The sequence below is a fragment of the Sphingomonas flavalba genome (assembly GCF_047553045.1).
GTDB classification, from domain to species: domain Bacteria; phylum Pseudomonadota; class Alphaproteobacteria; order Sphingomonadales; family Sphingomonadaceae; genus Sphingomonas_L; species Sphingomonas_L flavalba_A.
Window position 1 is genome coordinate 3,067,067 of record NZ_CP180208.1, and the last position, 20,107, is coordinate 3,087,173.

Annotated in this window: 20 protein-coding genes; 10 read left to right on the forward strand and 10 right to left on the reverse strand. The window is 69.6% G+C overall.

The window, feature by feature from the left end; genetic code table 11:
• The first annotated feature begins 25 nt into the window (after positions 1-25).
• The gene (locus ACMT1E_RS14655) at positions 26-787 is read left to right on the forward strand and encodes an SDR family oxidoreductase (RefSeq protein WP_414901179.1); all 762 of its coding nucleotides are present in this window, start codon (positions 26-28) and stop codon (positions 785-787) included.
• On the opposite strand, the gene ACMT1E_RS14660 is transcribed toward ACMT1E_RS14655, so the two are convergent.
• Positions 750-1,343, reverse strand: coding sequence for a HutD family protein (locus tag ACMT1E_RS14660; protein ID WP_414901181.1), 594 nt, complete (start codon positions 1,341-1,343; stop codon positions 750-752). The two genes, ACMT1E_RS14655 and ACMT1E_RS14660, sit on opposite strands and share 38 nt — an antisense overlap.
• Positions 1,344-1,537: 194 nt before the next feature.
• On the opposite strand from ACMT1E_RS14660, the gene ACMT1E_RS14665 reads away from it, so the two are divergent.
• On the forward strand, positions 1,538-2,161 hold the full coding sequence (locus ACMT1E_RS14665; RefSeq protein ID WP_414901183.1) for a phasin family protein: 624 nt from the start codon (positions 1,538-1,540) through the stop codon (positions 2,159-2,161).
• A 102-nt stretch (positions 2,162-2,263) separates the two neighbouring features.
• On the opposite strand, the gene ACMT1E_RS14670 is transcribed toward ACMT1E_RS14665, so the two are convergent.
• Positions 2,264-3,385, reverse strand: a complete 1,122-nt coding sequence (locus ACMT1E_RS14670) for an NAD(P)/FAD-dependent oxidoreductase (RefSeq protein ID WP_414901185.1) — start codon at positions 3,383-3,385, stop codon at positions 2,264-2,266.
• 126 nt (positions 3,386-3,511) lie between these two features.
• On the opposite strand from ACMT1E_RS14670, the gene ACMT1E_RS14675 reads away from it, so the two are divergent.
• Positions 3,512-3,847: a hypothetical protein gene (locus ACMT1E_RS14675; protein ID WP_414901187.1), complete on the forward strand. Its 336-nt coding sequence runs from the start codon at positions 3,512-3,514 to the stop codon at positions 3,845-3,847.
• A 101-nt stretch (positions 3,848-3,948) separates the two neighbouring features.
• Here ACMT1E_RS14675 and ACMT1E_RS14680 read toward each other — a convergent pair whose 3' ends face one another.
• The 5 genes from ACMT1E_RS14680 to ACMT1E_RS14700 form a co-directional block, all read right to left on the reverse strand.
• A complete protein-coding gene (locus tag ACMT1E_RS14680) occupies positions 3,949-5,982 on the reverse strand; it encodes a TonB-dependent receptor (protein ID WP_414901189.1) in 2,034 nt (677 codons plus the stop codon).
• A complete protein-coding gene (maiA, locus tag ACMT1E_RS14685) occupies positions 5,975-6,619 on the reverse strand; it encodes a maleylacetoacetate isomerase (RefSeq protein WP_414901191.1) in 645 nt (214 codons plus the stop codon). Before maiA ends, ACMT1E_RS14680 begins: the two co-directional genes overlap by 8 nt.
• Positions 6,616-7,485 carry an S-methyl-5'-thioadenosine phosphorylase gene (locus tag ACMT1E_RS14690; protein ID WP_414901193.1) on the reverse strand — a complete coding sequence of 290 codons (870 nt, stop codon included), beginning with the start codon at positions 7,483-7,485 and terminating at the stop codon, positions 6,616-6,618. The genes maiA and ACMT1E_RS14690 overlap by 4 nt, the downstream gene beginning before the upstream one ends.
• 92 nt (positions 7,486-7,577) lie before the next feature.
• Positions 7,578-7,817 carry a DUF2312 domain-containing protein gene (locus ACMT1E_RS14695; RefSeq protein ID WP_414901195.1) on the reverse strand — a complete coding sequence of 80 codons (240 nt, stop codon included), beginning with the start codon at positions 7,815-7,817 and terminating at the stop codon, positions 7,578-7,580.
• 123 nt (positions 7,818-7,940) lie between these two features.
• Positions 7,941-9,104 carry a hypothetical protein gene (locus ACMT1E_RS14700; protein ID WP_414901197.1) on the reverse strand — a complete coding sequence of 388 codons (1,164 nt, stop codon included), beginning with the start codon at positions 9,102-9,104 and terminating at the stop codon, positions 7,941-7,943.
• A 206-nt stretch (positions 9,105-9,310) separates the two neighbouring features.
• Between ACMT1E_RS14700 and ACMT1E_RS14705 the strand changes: the two genes are divergently transcribed.
• The gene (locus ACMT1E_RS14705) at positions 9,311-10,951 is read left to right on the forward strand and encodes a M28 family metallopeptidase (RefSeq protein WP_414901199.1); all 1,641 of its coding nucleotides are present in this window, start codon (positions 9,311-9,313) and stop codon (positions 10,949-10,951) included.
• 6 nt (positions 10,952-10,957) lie between these two features.
• Here the strand turns inward: ACMT1E_RS14705 and recF are convergent, their stop codons facing one another.
• The gene (gene recF / locus ACMT1E_RS14710) at positions 10,958-12,028 is read right to left on the reverse strand and encodes a DNA replication/repair protein RecF (protein WP_414901201.1); all 1,071 of its coding nucleotides are present in this window, start codon (positions 12,026-12,028) and stop codon (positions 10,958-10,960) included.
• Positions 12,029-12,134: 106 nt separating this feature from the next.
• Here recF and ACMT1E_RS14715 point away from each other — a divergent pair, with 106 nt between their 5' ends.
• Positions 12,135-12,656 (forward strand): hypothetical protein, encoded by a 522-nt coding sequence (locus ACMT1E_RS14715; RefSeq protein WP_414901203.1) that lies wholly within the window; start codon positions 12,135-12,137, stop codon positions 12,654-12,656.
• Between the two features lie 6 nt (positions 12,657-12,662).
• Here the strand turns inward: ACMT1E_RS14715 and dnaN are convergent, their stop codons facing one another.
• Both dnaN and ACMT1E_RS14725 read right to left on the reverse strand, forming a co-directional pair.
• Positions 12,663-13,775, reverse strand: a complete 1,113-nt coding sequence (dnaN, locus tag ACMT1E_RS14720) for a DNA polymerase III subunit beta (protein ID WP_414901205.1) — start codon at positions 13,773-13,775, stop codon at positions 12,663-12,665.
• A gap of 149 nt (positions 13,776-13,924) precedes the next feature.
• On the reverse strand, positions 13,925-14,509 hold the full coding sequence (locus tag ACMT1E_RS14725) for an outer membrane protein (RefSeq protein ID WP_414901207.1): 585 nt from the start codon (positions 14,507-14,509) through the stop codon (positions 13,925-13,927).
• Positions 14,510-14,716: 207 nt separating this feature from the next.
• Here ACMT1E_RS14725 and ACMT1E_RS14730 point away from each other — a divergent pair, with 207 nt between their 5' ends.
• The 5 genes from ACMT1E_RS14730 to ACMT1E_RS14750 all read left to right on the forward strand — a co-directional run bounded on the left by ACMT1E_RS14730 (position 14,717) and on the right by ACMT1E_RS14750 (position 19,900).
• Positions 14,717-15,199, forward strand: coding sequence for a hypothetical protein (locus tag ACMT1E_RS14730; RefSeq protein WP_414903461.1), 483 nt, complete (start codon positions 14,717-14,719; stop codon positions 15,197-15,199).
• A gap of 47 nt (positions 15,200-15,246) precedes the next feature.
• Complete coding sequence (gene rlmN, locus ACMT1E_RS14735; protein WP_414903463.1) at positions 15,247-16,428, forward strand: 23S rRNA (adenine(2503)-C(2))-methyltransferase RlmN; 1,182 nt, start codon at positions 15,247-15,249, stop codon at positions 16,426-16,428.
• Positions 16,425-17,174, forward strand: coding sequence for a sulfite exporter TauE/SafE family protein (locus ACMT1E_RS14740; protein ID WP_414901209.1), 750 nt, complete (start codon positions 16,425-16,427; stop codon positions 17,172-17,174). Before rlmN ends, ACMT1E_RS14740 begins: the two co-directional genes overlap by 4 nt.
• Before the next feature lie 86 nt (positions 17,175-17,260).
• A complete protein-coding gene (locus ACMT1E_RS14745) occupies positions 17,261-18,496 on the forward strand; it encodes a class I SAM-dependent methyltransferase (RefSeq protein WP_414901211.1) in 1,236 nt (411 codons plus the stop codon).
• A gap of 186 nt (positions 18,497-18,682) precedes the next feature.
• Positions 18,683-19,900 (forward strand): argininosuccinate synthase, encoded by a 1,218-nt coding sequence (locus tag ACMT1E_RS14750; RefSeq protein WP_414901213.1) that lies wholly within the window; start codon positions 18,683-18,685, stop codon positions 19,898-19,900.
• The last annotated feature ends 207 nt before the right edge of the window (positions 19,901-20,107 follow it).

Here is a 20,107-nt window from a genome sequence, read left to right on the forward strand (position 1 = left end):
GGCATAGGGGCGGGGGGAGTTGCCGATGTCCGACCTTCATAACCCTCTTTCCGGCCGGGTCGCGCTGGTCACCGGCGCCGCTGGCGGGCTCGGTTTCGCGGTGGCGCGCGGGCTGGCGGCGGCTGGCGCCACGGTCGTCCTCCATGGCCGCGATCCGGCGCGACTCGCCGCCGCCGCGGCAACGCTGGCGGCGGACGGCTGCCGCACCGACAGCCTTGTCGCCGATCTGGCCGATGAAGCGGCAACGGCGGCGGCGGTCGCCCGGCTGGTCGCCGCCCATGGCCGGGTCGACATCCTCGTCAACAATGCCGGCGCGCGCGACCGGCGGCCGCTGGCCGAACTGGACCGGGCGGCGGTGCGCCGCCTGCTCGAAGTCAATCTGGTCGCCCCGCTCGATCTGGCGCGGCTGGTCGCGCCGCACATGCCCGCCGGCGGGCGGATCATCAACATCACCTCGATCGCCGGGCCGATCGCCCGCGCCGGCGATGCCGCCTATACCGCGTCCAAGGGCGGGCTGGCGGCGCTGACCCGCGCGCTCGCGGCGGAACTCGGCCCGGCGGGGATCACGGTCAACGCCGTTGCCCCCGGCTATTTCGCCAGCGAGGCCAACCGCGCCATGGTTGACGACCCGGCCGTCGCCGCCCATCTCGCCCGGCGCACCGCGCTTGGCCGCTGGGGCGCGCCGGCGGAAATCGAAGGGGCGGTCACCTTCCTCGCCTCGCTGGCCGCCGCCTATGTCACCGGGCAGGTCATCGCGGTCGACGGCGGCTATCTGGCGCATTTCTGATCGTGCCCGTCTCGGTCACGGTGATCGCCAGGCATCGCCCGGCAACGGTCACCGCCGGCTGATCGTCGACCAGCAACGCGTCACGCGCGTCCAGCCGGTATGTGGCGCCCCCGGCGCTCAGCACCGCCGGCGCCAGCGCCAGCAGCAGCAGGATCGCGCCCTCCGGCCGGGCCACGCTTGCGTCGTGGACCGGTAAAACCGTTGCCCGCGCCTGCCCGCGCCGGGTCATGACGTTGCAATCGGTGACGGTCCCGCCCACCGGCGTGCCGGTCGCCGCCGCATCGCCGGGAAAGGCAAGGCCCGGCTCCCCCACCGTCAGCGTCACCGTCCGCCCGGCGACCTCCAGCCGCAGCACACCGTCGAGCACGCTCAGATGCCGGTCGATGCCCGGAAAGGCGGAAAACGGCCCGGCAGCGGCGACCTCGGCCAGGCTGATCCGCCAACGGAAATCGTCCAGCCCGGCGCCGGCGGGGCCGCTGGCCACGGTCGCGGTGACGCCGCCGCCGTTCTTCCACGGCGTTGCCACCCGTTCCGCCGCCGGCAGCAACCGGGTCATCGGCCGCTCCGCCGGCGCTGATCTGCCGCCTGTCCCCGCATCCGCCGGGAATAGCACGGCAATGCCGCTCCGGCACCCCGGCGGCGGACGATTCTGACAATTTTGTTGCAATGCACAAAAACACTTGCATTTCGCCCCGGAGGATTATATTGCACCGCAACATGAGCAAAAGACGTGACGTTCGGAGCGCCGTTATGACCAGCAACAGCACCACGAACGGCAAGCGCGCGACCAAGGGCACCGGCAAAGCGCCGGCAAAGCCCGCGGTCGCGACGGCCAGGGCGGCGGATGCCGTCAAGGCCGGCGCCATCGTTCAGGACAGTGTGGAGCCGGTCGCCGGCACCACCACCGAGAAAGGATCAGAGATCGTGACCGAGACCATCACCAAGCTGACCAGCGAAGCCACCGAGCGGACCCAGGCCCTGTTCGGCGATTTCAACACCCGCTCGAAGGAAGCCTTCGAGAAGGGTACCAAGCTCGTTGAAGAGCTGCAGGCGTTCAACAAGGGCAACATCGAAGCCGTCGTCGAATCGGCCAAGGTCGCCGCGAAGGGCGCCGAGGCGTTCGGCCAGCAGGCTGCCGATACCGCTCGCAAGAACTACGAGAAGGCCACCGCGACGCTGAAGGGTTTCAGCACCGTCAAGTCGCCGACCGAGCTGTTCCAGCTGCAGAGCGAATATGCCCGCGAATCGTTCGATGCCTTCGTCGCCGACGCGTCGAAGAACACCGAAGCGCTGCTGAAGCTGGCCGGTGACGTGTTCCAGCCGCTGTCGAACCGCATCGCGGTCGCGGCCGAAAAGATCAAGACCGCTGCCTAAGGGCGGCGCTTGCCTAACGAGTAACGCGTTTCAGTAAGGCGTACCGAAGGGGCGTTCCGGGCACCCGGGGCGCCCCTTCACTGTGTCGGTCTTCGTGCCGTCTCAGCCGTACAGCCGGTCGACGGTGACGGCGGCGGGGGTAACGCCCGCCATGTCCGGCGCGGGCGCGCCGGTGATCAGCGCCGCGGCGATCGCCGCCATCGCCGGCGCGGTCTGCAGGCCGTAACCGCCCTGCCCGGCCAGCCAGAAGAACCCCGGCGCATCGGGGGCGAAACCGGCGGCTGGTACCCGGTCGCGGGCGAAACTGCGCAGCCCCGCCCAGCTATGGCCGATCCGACGCGGGACAATGGTGGTGAAATGCGTCAGCCGGTCGGCGGCGACGGCGATGTCATATTCCTCCGGCTGCGCGTCGCACGGCGCGCTCGGTGTCTCGTCGACCGGCGACACGAGCAGCCGGCCGGATTCGGGCATCAGGTAAAAATCGTCGACCGCGCTTTTGACGAACGGCCAGCCCCGCGTGTCGGCGCCGTCCGGCGCGTCGACGACGATGATCGTCCGCCGCAGCGGCGTGACGCCCAGCGGCGCCACCCCGGCCAGCGCGGCGACCGCGTCGGCCCAGGCGCCGGCGGCGTTGACCAGCACCGGCGCCGTCCAGCGCCGGCCGTCGCGCGCCGTCACCACCCAGGCGCTGCCGTCATGGGCGATCGCCGCGATCGCCGCGTCGGTTTCCACCCGGCCGCCGCCGGCGCGGACCGCCCGCGCATAGCCCTGAAGCAGCGCGTCGGCGTCGAGCTTCAGTCCGTCATGGTCGGCGAAGCCGGCGACGATTGCGTCGTCGCCCAGCCGCAGCACCGGGCACAGCGCCCGCATTCCCCCGGCGTCGAGCGATTCGACCCCCGGCGACAGGCCGCGTGTCGTTGCTTCCAGCGCGGCCAGCGTGTCCAGCATCTCGGCGGTCGCGACGAACAGCGCCGGCATCCGGTGGCACAGCGGCGCAAAGCCGTCGGGCGGGGCGAGGAAGAAACCCCGGCTCCACCGGGTCAGCGCGCGCACCGTGGCATTGCCGATGCCGTAATGGGAAAAGGTGACGCTGCGCCCGGAGCTGTGATAGCCGAGCGCCTGTTCGCCCTCCAGCACCACCGTGCGGCCCGTGCCGCCCAGTTGCGCCGCCAGCGACAAGCCGGCGATGCCGCCGCCGACGATCACGAAATCGGCACTGTCCATCCTGCCCGCCTTTCCGTCCGGGAAAGCCCCGGCGCTTCGATGGCCTCCTATCCTGTCGCCAGCCTTGCCGCACCTGCCATTTCCATCCGGCTTGACGGGTGATCCGGACCCAAGAATGATGACGCGATGACCAAGGATCCAGCCACCCCGGACGGGGCCGCCTTCGTTCGCGACATGCTCGGCCAGTGGGAGAGCATCGCCCAGGAATTCGGCAGCAGCCTGCTGAAAACCGGCGAATTCGCCCGTACCGTCAACAACGCGACCGCCGCGTCGGTCAAGGCGCGCGGCGTCGGCAGCGAAGTCGTCAGTGAGGTTCTCGCCGCCGCCGCCATGCCGAGTCGCGCCGACGTTGCCCGGCTGACCGAGCGAATCGACGCGGTCGACGCCCGCCTCGCCCGCATAGAAGCGTTGCTGGAATCGCTGGCCGGCAAACCGAAAAAGGCGAAGAAGGCGAAGGGCTAAGAGCTTTTCGTCCCTCGACTTCGCTCAGGGTGGGCGGAGTGGAGTAGAGAGGCCAGCCCTTTACCAGGCCCGTACATCCCGAGCGAAGTCGAGGGACGCTGCTACCCCCGCCAGTTCAGCCCGAACCACACCGTCCGCGGCGCCGCGCGCTCGATGATTCCGGTTCCGGAAACGGTCGCATCCACCCGCGCATTGCCGATATTCTCGCCGCGCAGTTCCATCGTCAGCCCGCCGGTCAGCGGCACCGCGATCCGCGCGTCGACGGTCATTGCGTCGGTCAGCGCCCGCATGTTCTGGTCGTCCTCATACTGGGCCGAAACATAGCGCAGCGTCGTCGACAGCCAGCGCCAGCCGACTGTCGCCGACGCCATATGGCGCGGGGTCTGCGCCGGGCGCAGCCCATCGAGCGGCGCGGCGACGCCGCGTGCGTGCACGGTGGAGCGCGTATGGGCATAGGATGCGGCCAGCGTGACATCGCCAAGCCGCGCCGCCGCATCCAGCTCCACCCCGCGGGCGGCGATGCGGTCCAGATTGCCGCGCTGGCGGTAGACGCCGGCCGCCGACACGAAGCCGACACCGGGGAAGTTGCCCGGCCCGTTGGCCAGGGTGATGTTGGCGATCGCGTCGTCCAGCCGGCTGGTGAACAGCGTCGCGCCGACGCGGACGCCGTCTGCCGGCCGCCAGTCTGCCCCCAGCTCCGTCCCGCGCATCCGTTCCGGTTTCAGCGCGGCGTTGGCGGCGGTCGCGTCGGCCCCGGCGCGGAACGGCCGGTACAGCTCGTTCAGCGTCGGCAGCCGCCAGCCGGTATAAGCGGCGGCGCGCAGGGTCAGCGCCGGTGCGGCGGCCCACGCCACGCCGGCCCGCGCCGTCGGCCGCCAGCCGCTGCGGTCGGCAAAGCGGCTGTCGTTCAGCATCGGCCCGCCGGCCAGCGGCCATTCGCGCAGCCGGCCGTCGGCGATCGCCCAATAGTCGATCCGGCCGCCGCCGGTCAGGGTCAGCGCGCCCAGCTTCGCCGACGCCTCGGCAAAGGCACCCAGCGTGTCGGTCCGCCCGCCGGCGACGCGGCCACGCGTCGGCGCGCCGGCGACGAAGGTCGCCAGCTCCTGCGTCCGCCCGCTCGTCCGCCGCCAGTCGGCCCCCAGCCGCAGCTCGATATCCGGCCCGACCGGCGGGCGCAGCTCCACCCGCGTCCCCAGCCCGGTCGCCGGCGTGTTGTACTGGTCCAGGCTCTGGCTGATGCTGTTGCGGTCGGCGGCGATGGAGGCGAACTGGCTGGCAAAGCTGCGCGCCTGCACATAGCCGAGCGCCGACCAGCCCCAGTCCCCCCGCCCGACCAGGCGGATGCTGGCGTCGGCGCCGCGGCTGCTGTTGTCGGTATAGGCGGTGCCGCGCGCGCGCCGGTCGACGAAGCCGAGCATCGATGCCTGCAGCTCGGTCTCGGCGCCAACCGGCACCACCGCGCGCGCGGCAAGGCTGGCCTGTTCGTAGGGCGCCGGCCGGTCGACGCCGCCGCGCTGCCCGGCGCGGATCGGTATGAAGCCGTCGCCGCGCGCATAGGCGGCGGACAGGCTGGCATGGCCGCTGCCCAGCCGCCCCGCCAGCCCGGCATCGGCGTCGACGGCGTCGCGGCTGCCATAGGCAATGCCGGCGGCCAGGCCGGGCAGCGTGCCCGCATCGGCGCTCTCCAGCTCGATCGTCCCCGCCAGCGCGCCCGGCCCCAGCGCGCCCGCGCCGCCGCCGCGTGTCACCCGGATCGACCCCAGCCGTTCCGGCGTATAGGCGGACAGCGTCACCGATCCGCCGAACGGGTCGCTTTGCGGCACCCCGTCGAGGACCAGCAGCGCCCGGCTCGACGCATTGCCGCCCAGCCCGCGCAGGGTCAGGCCCTGGCTGGTCGGGTGGGCGGAACGCGCGTCGGATCGGCGGAACTGCTGAAGCCCGGCGACATCGCGCAGCACATCCTCGACCCGGCCGCTGGCGGTGCCGCCAATCCGTTCGCGGTCGATGACGATCAGGTCATAGGCCGCCGCGCCGATCGAAGGGGCGAGGCCGCCGCCGGTGACGACGATGTCCGGCGTCTCGGCCAGCGCCGGGGTGGCCAGCAGCAGCGGCAGCAGGGCGAAGGCCTCACGCATCGGCGGGCTTCACCCGGTCCGGGTGGGCGGCGGCAAAGGCGGGCAGCGCCTGCGCGGCGGCGTCGGCGGCGACCAGCGCCGGGTAAGGCGCCAGGTCCACCGCCAGTCGGCGCGCATTGTACATCTGCGGCACCAGGCAGATGTCGGCGATGTCGGGCGCGGTGCCGCCCAGGAACGGCCCGGCGCCGGCGTCCCCGGCCATCGCCTCCAGCGCGGTGAAGCCTTCATCGATCCAGTGGCGGTACCAGCCGTCGCGCGCCGCCTGCTCGACCCCCAGTTCGCGGTCGAGGTAGCGCAGCACTCTGAGGTTATCGAGCGGGTGGATGTCGCAGGCGACAACCAGCGCCATCGCCATCGCGCGGGCGTGGCGCGCCGGGTCGGCGGGGAACAGCGGCGGTTCGGGCGCGCGGCGGTCGAGATAGGCGATGATCGCCAGCGACTGGGTCAGTTCCAGCCCGTCGATCGCCAGTGTCGGCACCATGCCCTGCCGGTTGCGCGCCAGGTTGTCGGGCGCGCGCTGCGCGTCGGCGAGCAACGGCACCGCAACGCTGGTATACGCTATGCCCTTCAGGTTGAGGGCGATCCTGACCCGGTAACTCGCCGAGGACCGCCAATAATCGAACAGCGTCACGCTCATCGGTTCAGCACCCGCCCGGCCACTGCGTCCAGCCGGGCGAGCAGCGCCGGGTCGCGCCGGTCGGGCGCGGTGATCAGCGCGGTGTCGAGAACGGTGTCGATCGGCGACGCCGTCCGCTCCGCCGGCAACAGCCCGGCCAGCGCGACGATCAGACCGCGCGCCTTGTCGGCATTGGCGTGCATCACCTTCAGCACCGACGGCACGTCGACATGGGCGTCGCCTTCGCGCCAGCAATCGTAATCGGTCAGCATGCCGACCAGCGCGTAGGGCAGTTCCGCCTCCCGCGCCAGCCGCGCCTCCGGCATCGCGGTCATGCCGATCACGTCGCAATTCCATTGGCGGTAAAGGTGGCTTTCGGCGCTGGTCGAAAATTGCGGCCCCTCGATCGCCACATAGGTGCCGCCTTCATAGACGGTGGCGCCGGCCCGGCGCCCCGCCTCCGCCGCCAGCACCGACAGGCGCGGGCAGACCGGATCGGCCATCGAGACATGGGCGACCATGCCGGTGCCGAAGAAGCTGTTGGGCCGGGCGACGGTGCGGTCGATGAACTGGTCGACGACGACGAAACCGCCGGGCGCCAGATGCTCGCGCAGCGATCCGACCGCCGACAGCGCCAGCAGGTCGGTGCAGCCGGCGCGCTTCAGCACGTCGATATTGGCGCGGAAATTCAGCGCGGTCGGCGGGATGACGTGGCCGCGGCCGTGGCGGGGCAGGAAGACGAAACGGACGGCGCCGATCGTCCCGGTCAGCAACTGGTCTGACGGCGCGCCCCACGGGCTGTCGACCGTGATCCACTCCGCGCCGTCCAGCGCGTCGATCGCGTACAGGCCCGATCCGCCCAGCACCCCGATCGTCCAGCCGCCCATATCTGCTCCCGTTCCTGCCTGCGCCGCAGCCACCACCTTACCGGCGGATCGCGTCGGAATGAAACGCCGTGATGGCGTCGGCCCCGGCGCGCTCAGGCAAGGCCGAGCGCGTTGCGATAGGTCTCAAGCAGCGCGTCGGCTTCCTCGCGGACATGCTTTTCCATCCGGCGCAGGCGGACGATCTGGCGCATCGTCTTGCTGTCATAACCTTGCGACTTCGCTTCGGAATACACGTCGCGAATATCGTCGGCGATGCCCTTCTTCTCTTCCTCGAGTCGCTCGATGCGCTCGATGAACAGGCGAAGCTGGTCCGCCGCGATAATGTCGCTCATTGCTTTGCTCCCATGTGGAATGAAGCGCTGGCGTCTAGGCCAATTCGCCGCGCAGCGGAACCGCCTCTGACACCCGGAATCGGTGAATAATACCAAAATCCGCCGTGGCGGGCGGCGGCGGACTCAGTCGGCGCGCGCGCCGGTGCCGACCCCGCACTGGTGCGGCGCGCCCTGATAGCCGCGCCCGCTGATCGTCAGCCCGGCGGCGCTGGCCGTCACCCCGGCCCGCAGGTCTTTCAGCTTGCCGCGCGCGCCCGGCGTGTCGTCAAGCACCGTGTTGTTGGCGACGCGGATCGCGTTGCTCTCGCGGTTCAGGATGCGGTCGGTGACATTGTCGCGGATGTCGGCGTTGCCGACCCGCAATACCGATATCCACAATGGCCGGTGGTCCGGAATCGACACCACCGTGTTGCCGGCGATCACCACGTCGTCGGTGTCGGCGACGGCAATGCCGTGATACTGGTCCTGCACGTAGACCAGATTGTTGACGATCTCGAACCCGCGGTTGCGCTTGTTTGGTTCACCGCCGATGAAAATGCCCTGAAACCCGTCGCCGCTTCCCTGAAACAGCTGGTTGTCGGCGATGCGGATGCGGTTCGATCCCTTGGTCTGGCCCTGGGTCCAGAACTGGATCGCGTCCGGGTGGTCGCCCGGTAAAGGCGAAAAGCCGGTGAAACAGTTGCCGACGATCTCGACATCGTCGACGGCGGCGAAATTGCTGCCGTCGCTGGCGATGGTGGTGAAGGAGTTGCCTTCGAATTTCAGGCCGGTGATCCGCGACGAAACGGCGCCGCGCGACAATTCGCTGAACGCGGAACGGCGCACCGTGACGTTGCGCCCGCCAAGGATATAGAGGCCCCAGCCGTCATTGCCGGGGTTGCCGTCCTTCGATCCGTGGAAATCGACATGGTCGAACAGGATGTCGCGCGATTCGATCAGGTCGGCCAGCCGGCTGTAACCCGGCTCGCCGGCATTCAGCGGCCGGCCGATCGCAACGCGCTCGAAGGTCAGGTTGCCGACGTTGTTCACGTTGAACCGGCTGATCTGGGCGATGCCGTCGCGCGATTGCGAGGTGATCGTCACCGGCTTGGTAAACTGGCGGTTGCTGAGGGTGATCCCGTAATTGCCGGGGGCAAGGACGATCCGCTCGCCCCCCTTAGCCAGCTCCAGCGCCCGGTCCAGTTCGGCCGTGTTGGTGATGACCGGGCCCGGTGTCGCGGCGTCGGCGCAGCCGCTGGTGCCGAAAGCGAGCAGCAACGCCGCGCCGATTAAGCCATGCTTGGTCATTGGTCCTCCGCCGCTTGGCCGGTTGCACCCGCCGCCAGACCCGATCTTAGCCGTCGTGGCGGCGATGCGAAAGCCGTGCGGGGCGCCCGTCGCCGGCCGTCATCCCGATTCGGGGCATTCCGGCGTCGCGCCGCCCGGCGCGGACAAGCCTTTGATTCGGCGGGCGCGCCGCCTAGAACGGCGTCGTGTCGTCGGGGAGATGTCGTATGAAAGGTCTGCTTCTCGGGTGCGCCGCCGCGCTTGGGCTGGCGGTGCCGGCGGCCGGTGCCGATCCGGCCGCGCCCGCCCGCCTCGCCGCCACCGTCCGCACGCTGACCGCCGATGCGTTCGGCGGCCGGGCGCCCGGCACGCCGGGGGAGGACAAAACCGTTGCCTGGCTGATCGCGCAGCTCGGTGCGCTCGGGCTGGAACCGGGCGGCCCCGGCGGCGCATGGACGCAGGCGGTGCCGCTGGTCCGCACCCGGATCGGTGCCGACGGCACCGTCACCGTCGCCGGTGCCGACGGGACGATGCCGCTGCAGCCCGGCCGCGACATCTACGCCACCACCGCGCGGCCGGTCGATCGCGTCGCCATCGCCGCCGCGCCGCTGGTGTTCGTCGGTTACGGCGTCACCGCCCCCGAACAGGCGTGGGATGACTTCAAGGGCGTCGACCTGAAGGGGAAGATCGCCGTCTTCCTGGTCAACGATCCGGATTTCGAGGCGGCCGCGGCCGACGGCGCCACCGGCAGGTTCGGCGGTCGGCGGATGACCTATTACGGCCGCTGGACCTACAAGTTCGAGGAAGCGGCACGGCGCGGCGCGATCGGCGCGCTGATCGTCCATGACACACCCGGTGCCGGCTATGGCTGGGACACGGTGACGGCGCCGGGCCGCGAGGTGTACGACCTCGTCCAGTGCGATCCGGCGGCGCGGGTGCTGGTGCAGGGCTGGATAGAAGGCGCGGCGGCGACCGCGCTGTTCCGCCGCGCCGGGCTTGATCTGGCGGCGCTCCGGGTGCGGGCGCGGCAGGCGGATTTCCGCCCGGTGCCGCTCGCCGGCCTCACCTTGTCCGCCGATCTGCCGGTCAGTCATGACCGGGTGTCGAGCCGCAATGTCCTCGCCCGCCTGCCGGGGCGGGATCGGCCGGATGAAGTGGTGATGGTCGCCGCGCACTGGGACGCGTTCGGCGTCGGCGCGCCCGACGCGCAGGGCCGGACGATCCGCGCCGGCGCCAATGACGACGCGCTCGGCGTCGCCGGGGTGCTGGAGGTTGCCCGCAGCGCGGTGCGCGGCCCGCGCCCGGCGCGCAGCCTGGTCTTCGCGCTGTGGACGGCGGAAGAGAACGGCCTGCTCGGCTCGCAGGCTTATGCGGCGGACCCGGTCTATCCGCTCGACCGGACAGTCGCCAACTTCACCCTTGACGTGTTCCAGACCGCCGGGCCGGCGCGCGACGTGATGCTGATCGGCAAGGGCCAGAACCAGCTGGAGGAAGCCCTTGCCGCCGCCGCCGCCGCTCAGGGCCGCACGGTCACCGCGGAGGCGCTGCCCGAACGCGGGCTGTTCTACCGCGCCGATCATTTTCCGCTCGCCCGGCAGGGGGTTCCGACGCTGCTGATGATGGCGCTCGGCGGCGCGCCCGATCTGGTTGACGGCGGCCGCGCGGCGGGTGCGGCATGGCTCAAATCCTACATGGCCTGCTACCATCAGACCTGCGACCGCCTCGACGCGAGTTGGAACTTGCGGGGCGCCGCCGATGACATTGCCCTGATAACCAAGCTGGGTACCGACCTCGCCAATTCCACCCGCTGGCCCGAATGGTATCCCGGTTCGGAATTCAAGGCGATCCGCGACCGCAGCCGCCGCTGACCGGGTTCAGCCGCCGCTCACCCGGCAGTCGGCGACGGACAGCAGGGTGGCGGTGCCGATGCCGGCGAACAGCGACGCCTCCGTGCCGGTCATCCATACCTGCCCGCCGCCGTCGGCCAGCCGGGCGAACAGCGCCGCCCGTCGCGCCGGGTCAAGATGCGCCGCCACCTCGTCGAGCAGCAGGACCGGTCGCCGCCCGGCCCGTTCGGCGACAAGGTCGGCATGGGCGAGGACGATGCCGAGCAGCAGCGCCTTCTGCTCGCCGGTCGAACAGCGCGAGGCCGGCTGCCCCTTGTCGAGATGGCTGACGATCAGGTCGGCGCGGTGCGGCCCGACCAGCGTCCGCCCGGCGGCGGCGTCGCGCCCACGCCCGGTGGCAAGGGCGGCGGCGAAGGCGCCGCCATCGCCATCGTCCCAGCCGGCCAGCGCCAGCCCGGCGCGAGCGAACGGCCCCTCCGGCGCCGCCGCCAGCCGCGCGCCGAGCGCCGCGACGACCAGCGCGCGCGCCGCGCCCAGCGCGATGCCATGTTCGACCATTCGCGCTTCCAGCGCGGTCAGCCAGGCCGGGTCCGGCGCGGGGTCGGTGGCAAGCAGCTTGTTGCGCGCCCGCATCGCCGCGTCGTAGCGGGTGGCGTGCCCGGCATGGTCGGGCGCCAGCGCCAGCGCCAGTCGGTCCAGAAAGCGCCGGCGCCCGCCCGCCGCTTCGGTGAACAGCCGGTCCATCGCCGGGGTCAGCCACAGGATCGCCAGCCACTCGCCCAGCGCCGTCGCTGCCGCCGCGGCGCCGTTGATCCGCACCAGCCGGCGTTCCGGCTGGGCCGCCAGCGTACCCGTGCCGATCTCCGCCCCGCCGACCCGCGCGGCGACCGCGAAGCCGCCGGCCCCGTCGCTGCGCGCTATCTCGCCCAGCGCGGCGCCCCGCAGCCCGCGCCCGGGGGCAAGCATCGAAACCGCCTCCAGTATGTTGGTCTTGCCGGCGCCATTTTCGCCGGTCAGCACGACCAGGCCGGGGCCGGGCGCGACCAGCGCGTCGGCATAGGAGCGAAAGTCGGTGAGGGCGAGGCGGGCGATCGACACCGCCGCTTGGTAGGCGAAGCCGCGCCAGGGCTCAAATCGTCAATGCTTGCCAGCGGCCAGCGGCCGCGACAATCTGGCAGCGTTCGTTCGCGTAAGGATATCACCGATGCTTGATCGCCCGCTTGCCGCCATGCTCGCGCTGGCCCTTGCCGTTCCGGCCGTCGCCCAGCCGCCACAGAAGCCGAAATCGTTCGACCGCCAGGCGGGGGACATCGCCACCCAGCCGCTGTCGGACACCAACCTGAAGAAGCGGGAGATCGCACCGGTGCTGGAGCAGGCGGCCATCGATCCCTATGCCAGTGGCGGCACCCGCAATTGCAAGACGCTGGGCGCCGCCATCGCCGAGCTGGATGCCGCGCTGGGCGACGATTTCGACGCGCCGCCGCTGCCGCCGGCAACGCGCGGCCAGAAGCGTGAAGAAGGTGCCGGCGCGGTCGGCAAGGCGGTAGTCAACGGCCTGATCCCGTTCCGGGGGCTGGTCCGTTACGTCTCCGGCGCCGAAAAGGCCGACCGGGCCTATAATCTCGCGGTCGATGCCGGGCTGACCCGGCGCGGCTTCCTGAAAGGGATCGGCCGGCAGAAAGGGTGCAAACCGCCGGCCGCGCCGCAGCGCAAGCCGGCGGAATAGCGTCGGTCAGACCCGCATCGGCATCAGCACGTAAAGCGCCGGCGCCTTGTCATTTTCGCGAATCAGCGTCGGCGCGGCGGCGTCGGCCAGATGGACCTCGACCAGATCGCCTTCGACCTGGCCGAGAATGTCGAGCAGGTAGCGGGCGTTAAAGCCGATCTCAAACGTCTGGGCGCTGTAGTCACCGGGCACTTCTTCCGACGCGGTGCCGTTTTCCGGCGAGGTCACCGACAGGGTGATCTTGTCGCGGTCGAGGGCCATCTTGACCGCGCGGGTCTTCTCGCTGGCGATGGTGGCGACGCGGTCGACCCCTTGCATGAAGCTTTTCGGATCGATCTTCAGGATCTTGTCGTTGCCGGTCGGGATCACCCGCGAATAATCGGGGAAGGTGCCGTCGATCAGCTTCGACGTCAGGATCGCGGCGCCAAGGCCAAAGCGGATCTTGGTCGGCGACAGCGACAGTTCGACCGAGCCGTCGACCTCGTCGAGTAGCTTGCGCAGTTCCGCGACGCATTTGCGCGGCACGATCACATCCGGCATCCCTTCCGCGCCATCGGGTCGGGGCACCGTCACCCGCGCCAGCCGATGGCCGTCGGTGGCCGCTGCCTTCAGCACCGGCTGCGCTTCGTCCGACACGTGCAGGAAGATGCCGTTCAGATAATAGCGCGTTTCCTCGGTCGAGATCGCGAAGCGGGTCTTGTCGATGATCTGGCGCAGCGTCGCCGCCGGCAGTTCGAACCGGGTCGGCAACTCACCTTCCGCGATCACCGGGAAATCGTCGCGCGGCAGCGTCGCCAGGTTGAAGCGGGCGCGGCCGGCATTGACCTGCATCTTGCCGTCGGCGGCGTGGAGCGCGACCTGGCTGCCTTCCGGCAGCTTGCGCACGATGTCGAAAAGCGTGTGAGCCGACACCGTCGTCGCGCCCGGCTGGTCGACGGCGGCGGCGACGCTGTCGACGATCTGCAGGTCGAGGTCGGTCGCCATCAGGCGGATCGCGCCGTCGGCGGTCGCCTCGATCAGCACGTTGGACAGGATCGGAATGGTGTTGCGCCGCTCGACCACGGACTGGACGTGGCCCAGGCTCTTGAGCAGCGTTGCGCGTTCGATCGTCGCCTTCATCTCTTCCCCCGGGGCCGCCCGGCCCCATAGTCGATTGGCCGGGCCGGGGCACCGCACGCCCCTTTCCGGGGCATCTTCATTAACGAGAAAAGGGGCCGGAGCAAGCGCCCCGACCCCTTCGACTGCGGTTTTTCGAGCCGCTGTCCCGTTTAGAAGCGGAAGCCGAAGCCGCCCAGCACCTGCTGGCGCGAGACGCCCTTCTCGTAGTTGGAATAGCGGTACTCGGCCTTGATGAAGCTGTTCGGGCTAAACGCATATTCGGCACCGGCGCCGACGCGCACGCCGTCGAGGTTCGTCTTGTCGCTGAAGCTGGCCGGGCCGCCGGTCACGCCGTCGTAACGGGTGGCGATGCGGGCGTTGGTGTAGCCGGCCTTGGCGTAGAGCAGCATGCCCGGCGACACTTCCGCGCCGACGCGGGCGCCGGCATACAGGTCGCGCCGCGCGCTGCCGCAGATCTTGTCGCCGATCGCGGCGAAGTCGGTGTCGCAGCCCTTGGCGTTCGAATCCATATATTCGACCTCGCCGCCGACGACGGCGCGGCCCATCTGCATATCGTAGCCGGCGCCCAGCCCATAAGCGACGGCGTTGTCGCCATAGCCGTGATTCTTGACATGGTCGTAACCGACCAGGCCCTCGATGCGTAGGCCGGTGAACGGCGCATTGCCGGCCGGTTGGGCCAGCGCGGGGCTGGCGGCGGCGGTCGCGAACAGGGCGGCAAGAATGAGAGTACGCATTAAACAACTCCTTGGTGTTCGCCATAACGTCGGCGAGCCGCTCCAATCGCACGAAGCCGGCGGGCGTTGCATGAACCTCAGACAACAGCGGCGTCTGTTGCATCGGGGGCACAATCCGGGGATGAAACGGGGCATGCACACGGTCGAAACCAGCCTTTCTGAACACCGGTTCATCGCCGTGGCGGCAATGTGGCGGGCATGACCGGCATGAAAGCGGCCGTCACGGCGCTGCTGGCACTGGCGGCGACCGCCGCGGCGGCGCGCGATTCGCTCGGCGTGTTCGAGGGCTGGGGTGCGTTTCGCGATGCCCGCCCGCCGCGATGCTTCGCCATCGCTCAGCCGCTCAGCCGGTCGTCCGCCGCGTGGAAGCCGTTCGCCAGCATCGCCTTCTGGCCGACGATCGGGGCGCGAAACCAGCTCCACATCCGCCTCAGCCACGAACGGCGGCCGGATGCGCCGGTGGCGATCAGCATCGGCGACCGCCGTTACGCGCTGGTCGCCGGCCGGGTCGACGCCTGGGCGCCCGACGCGCGGACCGACGCGGCGATCGTCGCGGCGATGCGCAACGGCGGGACACTGCGGGTGACGAGCCGGGGCAAGAACGGCGGCAGCTTCACCGACAGTTACCGCCTGCGCGGGGCGGCAACGGCGATCGATGCCGCCGCCCTCGGCTGCGCGCGGCGACGGTAGAAAATGTCCGCCTTTTGGCCTAAGGGCCGCCGATCATGAACGCGCCCATGCCCATTCCCGGCCTTGTCGACCCGGTCGTCGCCCCCCGTGTCGCCACGCCACGCGCCGACGGCCGCGTCGATCTTGTCGGCCTGTCCAAGCTGCAGATCCGCGAGGCGCTGCTCGAATCGCAGATGGAGGCGAAGCAGGCCAAGCTGCGCGCCAAGCAGCTGTGGCACTGGATCTACAACCGCGGCGCCACCGATTTCGCGGTGATGACCGATATCGCCAAGGACATGCGCGGCTGGCTGGAGCAGCGGTTCGTTGTTGGCCGGCCGCAGGTGGTGGAGGCACAGGTTTCGACCGACGGCACCCGCAAATGGCTGCTGCGCTCCGACGACGCTCAGGAATATGAGGCCGTGTTCATCCCCGACGCCGACCGCGGTACGCTCTGCGTGTCGAGCCAGGTCGGCTGCACCCTCAACTGCCGTTTCTGCCACACCGGTACGATGCGGCTGGTCCGCAACCTGACGCCCGGCGAGATCGTCGGGCAGGTGATGCTGGCCCGCGATTCGCTGGGTGAATGGCCGTCATCGCCCGATGGGCGGATGCTGACCAACATCGTGATGATGGGGATGGGCGAGCCGCTTTATAATTTCGACAATGTCCGCGACGCGCTGAAGATCGTCATGGACGGCGACGGGCTGGCCCTGTCCCGCCGCCGGATCACGCTCAGCACGTCGGGCGTGGTGCCGATGATGGCGCGCGCCGGCGAGGAGATCGGCGTCAACCTGGCGGTGTCGCTCCACGCGGTGACCAAGGAAGTGCGCGACGAGATCGTGCCGATCAACCGCAAATACGGCATCGAGGAATTGTTGCAGGCGTGCGCCGACTACCCCGGCGCCAACAACGCCCGGCGCATCACCTTTGAATATGTGATGCTGAAGGACAAGAACGACAGCGACGCCGACGCGCGCGAGCTGGTGCGGCTGATCCGCAAATACCGGCTGCCGGCCAAGGTCAACCTGATCCCGTTCAACCCGTGGCCGGGCGCGCCCTACGAATGTTCGGATGCGGACCGGATCAGGCGTTTTTCCGACATCGTGTTCGAAGCCGGCATTTCCGCGCCGGTCCGCACCCCGCGCGGGCGGGATATCATGGCGGCGTGCGGCCAGCTCAAATCGTCGAGCGAGAAGCGCAGCCGCGCCGAACTGGACCGGTTGGCGGAGGAAAAGCAGGCGGCATTGTGACCGAACTGCTGCTGGTGGCGTTCGCCGGCGTCATCGCCGGGGCGATGAACGCGATGGCCGGCGGCGGATCGTTCATTTCGCTGCCGGCGCTGATCGCGGCGGGTGTGCCATCGACGATCGCCAATGCGTCCAGCACGGTGGCGCTGTTCCCCGGCGGCCTGGCCAGCGTCTGGGCCTATCGCGACGGGTTGCGCCCGATCGCCAGCGTGCCGGTGCGGACGATGGCGGCGGTGACGGTGACCGGCGGGCTGATCGGCGGGCTGCTGCTGATCCTGACGCCGTCGCGGGCGTTCGACCTGATCCTGCCCTGGCTGCTGCTGACCGCGACGCTGGCGATCATCTTCGCCAGGCAGATCGGCGAAGCGCTGCGCCGCCGTTTCACGCTGGGCGCGCCGGTGGTGCTGGGCGTGCAGTTCGTCCTCGGCCTGTATGGCGGCTATTTCGGCGGCGCGGTCGGGCTGATGATGCTCGCCGCGTGGGGGCTGCTCGACGGCGCCGACCCCAAGAGCCTGAACCCGCCGCGCACGCTGATGACCAGCGCTGCCAACAGCGCCGCGATCCTGCTGTTCATCGTCGCCGGCATGGTTGCCTGGGGACCGGCGCTGGCGCTGCTGCTCGGCGCGCTGGCCGGCGGCTATGGCGGTGCGCTTGTCGGGCGGCGTTTGCCGGCGGGGGTGGTGCGCGGCTTCACCATCTTCATCACCGCGACGACGACGCTGGTCTTTTTCTATCGCGCGTTCGCGTAGGCCGCGCTTGACCCTGACCGGCCCTCGAACCGCCCGGCGGAAAACGGGGCTAGGATTATCGCGCCGGAATTTGATACGGCTAGGCTATGTCTCTGCTTTCCCCCTTTCTCCGCCGCCTTGTCCGTCGGGGCGAACTGGCAGTCACCAACGCTGATGGGTCGGTCGAGCGTTTCGGCATCCCGGAAGCCGGCTTCCCGACCGTCGCGATCCGCTTCACCGACCGGAGCGTGACCGGGGCGATCGCCCGCAACCCGCAGCTTGCCGCCGGCGAAGCGTTCATGGACGGGCGGATGGTGATGGAGCAGGGCGACATCCTGGCGCTGCTCCGCGTGATCCTCCACAACGCGCCGTGGGAAGGCGGCGGCGCGGTCGAGGTCGACATCGGCAACCCGCTGATGCGGCTGGTCGACCGCAGCCGGGCGGCGCTCGGCCGGCTGAACTGGGAACGACGGTCGAAACAGAACGTCGCCCATCATTACGACCTGTCTGACGATCTCTACGCGTTGTTCCTCGACGCCGACCGGCAATATAGCTGCGCCTATTTCACCGACCCCGGCAACAGCCTGGAGCAGGCGCAGGCCGACAAGAAAGCGCATATCGCCGCCAAGCTGAACCTTCAGCCGGGTAACCGGGTGCTGGACATCGGCTGCGGCTGGGGCGGGATGGCGCTCTATCTGGCGCGGGCGGTCGAGGGGGTCAGCGTGCTCGGCATCACCCTGTCGGAAGAGCAGCTGAAGGTTGCCCGCCGCCGCGCCGAGGAGCAGGGGCTGGCCGACCGGGTCCGGTTCGAGCTGCGCGACTACCGCCGGGTCGAGGAGGGGTTCGACCGCATCGTCTCGGTCGGGATGTTCGAGCATGTCGGGCCGCCCAACTACCTGACCTTCTTCCGCAAGTGCCGCGAGATACTGGCCGACGATGGCGCGATGCTGATCCACACGATCGGCCGCCTCGGCACGCCGGGGCAGACCGACCCGTGGACGCGCAAATATATCTTCCCCGGCGGCTATTGCCCGTCGCTGAGCGAGATCGTCTCGGCCAGCGAGAAGGCGCATCTGATCGCCACCGATGCCGAGAATCTGCGGCTGCACTACGCCTACACCCTCCAGCACTGGTACGACCGGGCGACCGCCAACCGCGACGCGATAGTCGCGCTGTACGACGAACGGTTCTTTCGCATGTGGCAATTCTATCTGGCCGGATCGCTGGTTGCGTTCGAAGCGGCGGAGATGTGCAACTACCAGATCCAGTACACCCGCCGCCGCACCGCCCTGCCGATCACCCGCGACTATATGGCGCAGGCGGAGGCGCGGTTGCCGCGATAGAGTTTGCGTAGGCGACACCGGCCCGCGCCCCCACCCGACCTCCCAACGACAGTATCCTGGAATGGGAGGCCGGGTGGGGGCGCGGGCCGGTGCCGCTTCCATCAATCAGTTCCGATGTTGTGACTCGCCCCGCCGCTGCCTAATAGGGCGGCGATTCCCTTCCTATCCGACAGGACCAAGCCGACAATGACCGACACGATCGACCGGGTGGTGCTCGCCTTCTCCGGTGGCCTCGACACCAGCGTGATCCTGAAGTGGCTGCAGACCACCTATCGCTGCGAGGTCGTCACCTTTACCGCCGATCTCGGTCAGGGCGAGGAGCTGGAACCGGCGCGGCGCAAGGCCGAGCTGATGGGGGTGAAGCAGGAGCATATCTTCGTCGACGACCTGCGCGAGGAGTTCGTGCGGGACTATGTGTTCCCGATGATGCGCGCCAATGCGCTGTACGAGGGGCTGTACCTGCTCGGCACGTCGATTGCGCGTCCGCTGATCGCCAAGCGTCAGGTCGAGATTGCCCGTCAGGTCGGCGCCGACGCGGTCAGCCACGGCGCGACCGGCAAGGGCAACGACCAGGTCCGCTTCGAACTGGGCTATTACGCGCTTGCCCCCGACATCAAGGTGATCGCGCCGTGGCGGGAATGGGACCTGACCAGCCGCACGGCGCTGATCGCTTTCGCCGAAGCGCACCAGATCCCGGTGCCGAAGGACAAACGCGGCGAAAGCCCGTTCTCGACGGACGCCAATCTTCTCCACACCTCGTCGGAAGGCAAGGTGCTGGAAGATCCGTGGGAAGAAGTGCCGGACTATGTCTATTCGCGCACCGTCAACCCGGAGGACGCGCCCGACGCGCCGGAGATCATCACCATCGATTTCGAGCGCGGCGACGCAGTCGCGATTAATGGCGAGGGGCTGTCGCCCGCCAGCCTGCTGGCAAAGCTGAACGACCTTGGCCGCACCCACGGCATCGGCCGGCTCGATCTGGTCGAGAACCGCTTCGTCGGCATGAAGTCGCGCGGCATGTACGAGACGCCGGGCGGTACGATTCTCCACCTCGCCCATCGCGGGATCGAGCAGATCACCCTGGACCGCGGTGCCGCCCACCTGAAGGACGAACTCGCGCCGCGCTATGCCGAGCTGATATACAATGGCCTCTGGTTCAGCCCGGAACGCGAGATGTTGCAGGCGCTGGTCGATCACAGTCAGCAGAAGGTGACCGGCACCGTTCGGCTAAAGCTGTATAAGGGCGGCGTCCACGTCATCGGGCGCAAGTCGCCTTACTCGCTCTACTCGGAAAAGGTCGTCACCTTCGAGGACGATGCCGGCGCCTACGACCAGCGCGATGCCGAGGGTTTCATCAAACTGAACGCGCTGCGCCTGCGCCTGCTCGGCCGGCGCGACTGTTAACCGGGCGGCGCCCTGTCGTCATGCTCGGCGCAGGCCGATGTCGCCAGCAGCGGCGGCGCACCCGTTCGCCGGCCGCGCTGGCAGATAGTTGTGCGCGGGCTGGGCTGCGCGATGAACAGCGGGTTGCGCGCCGGCTTGAAGCGGAGCGGCACAGGGAATAGGCCTTGGGCGTGAACCAGAGCGTGCCTCCGTCCGGACTGGATGCCC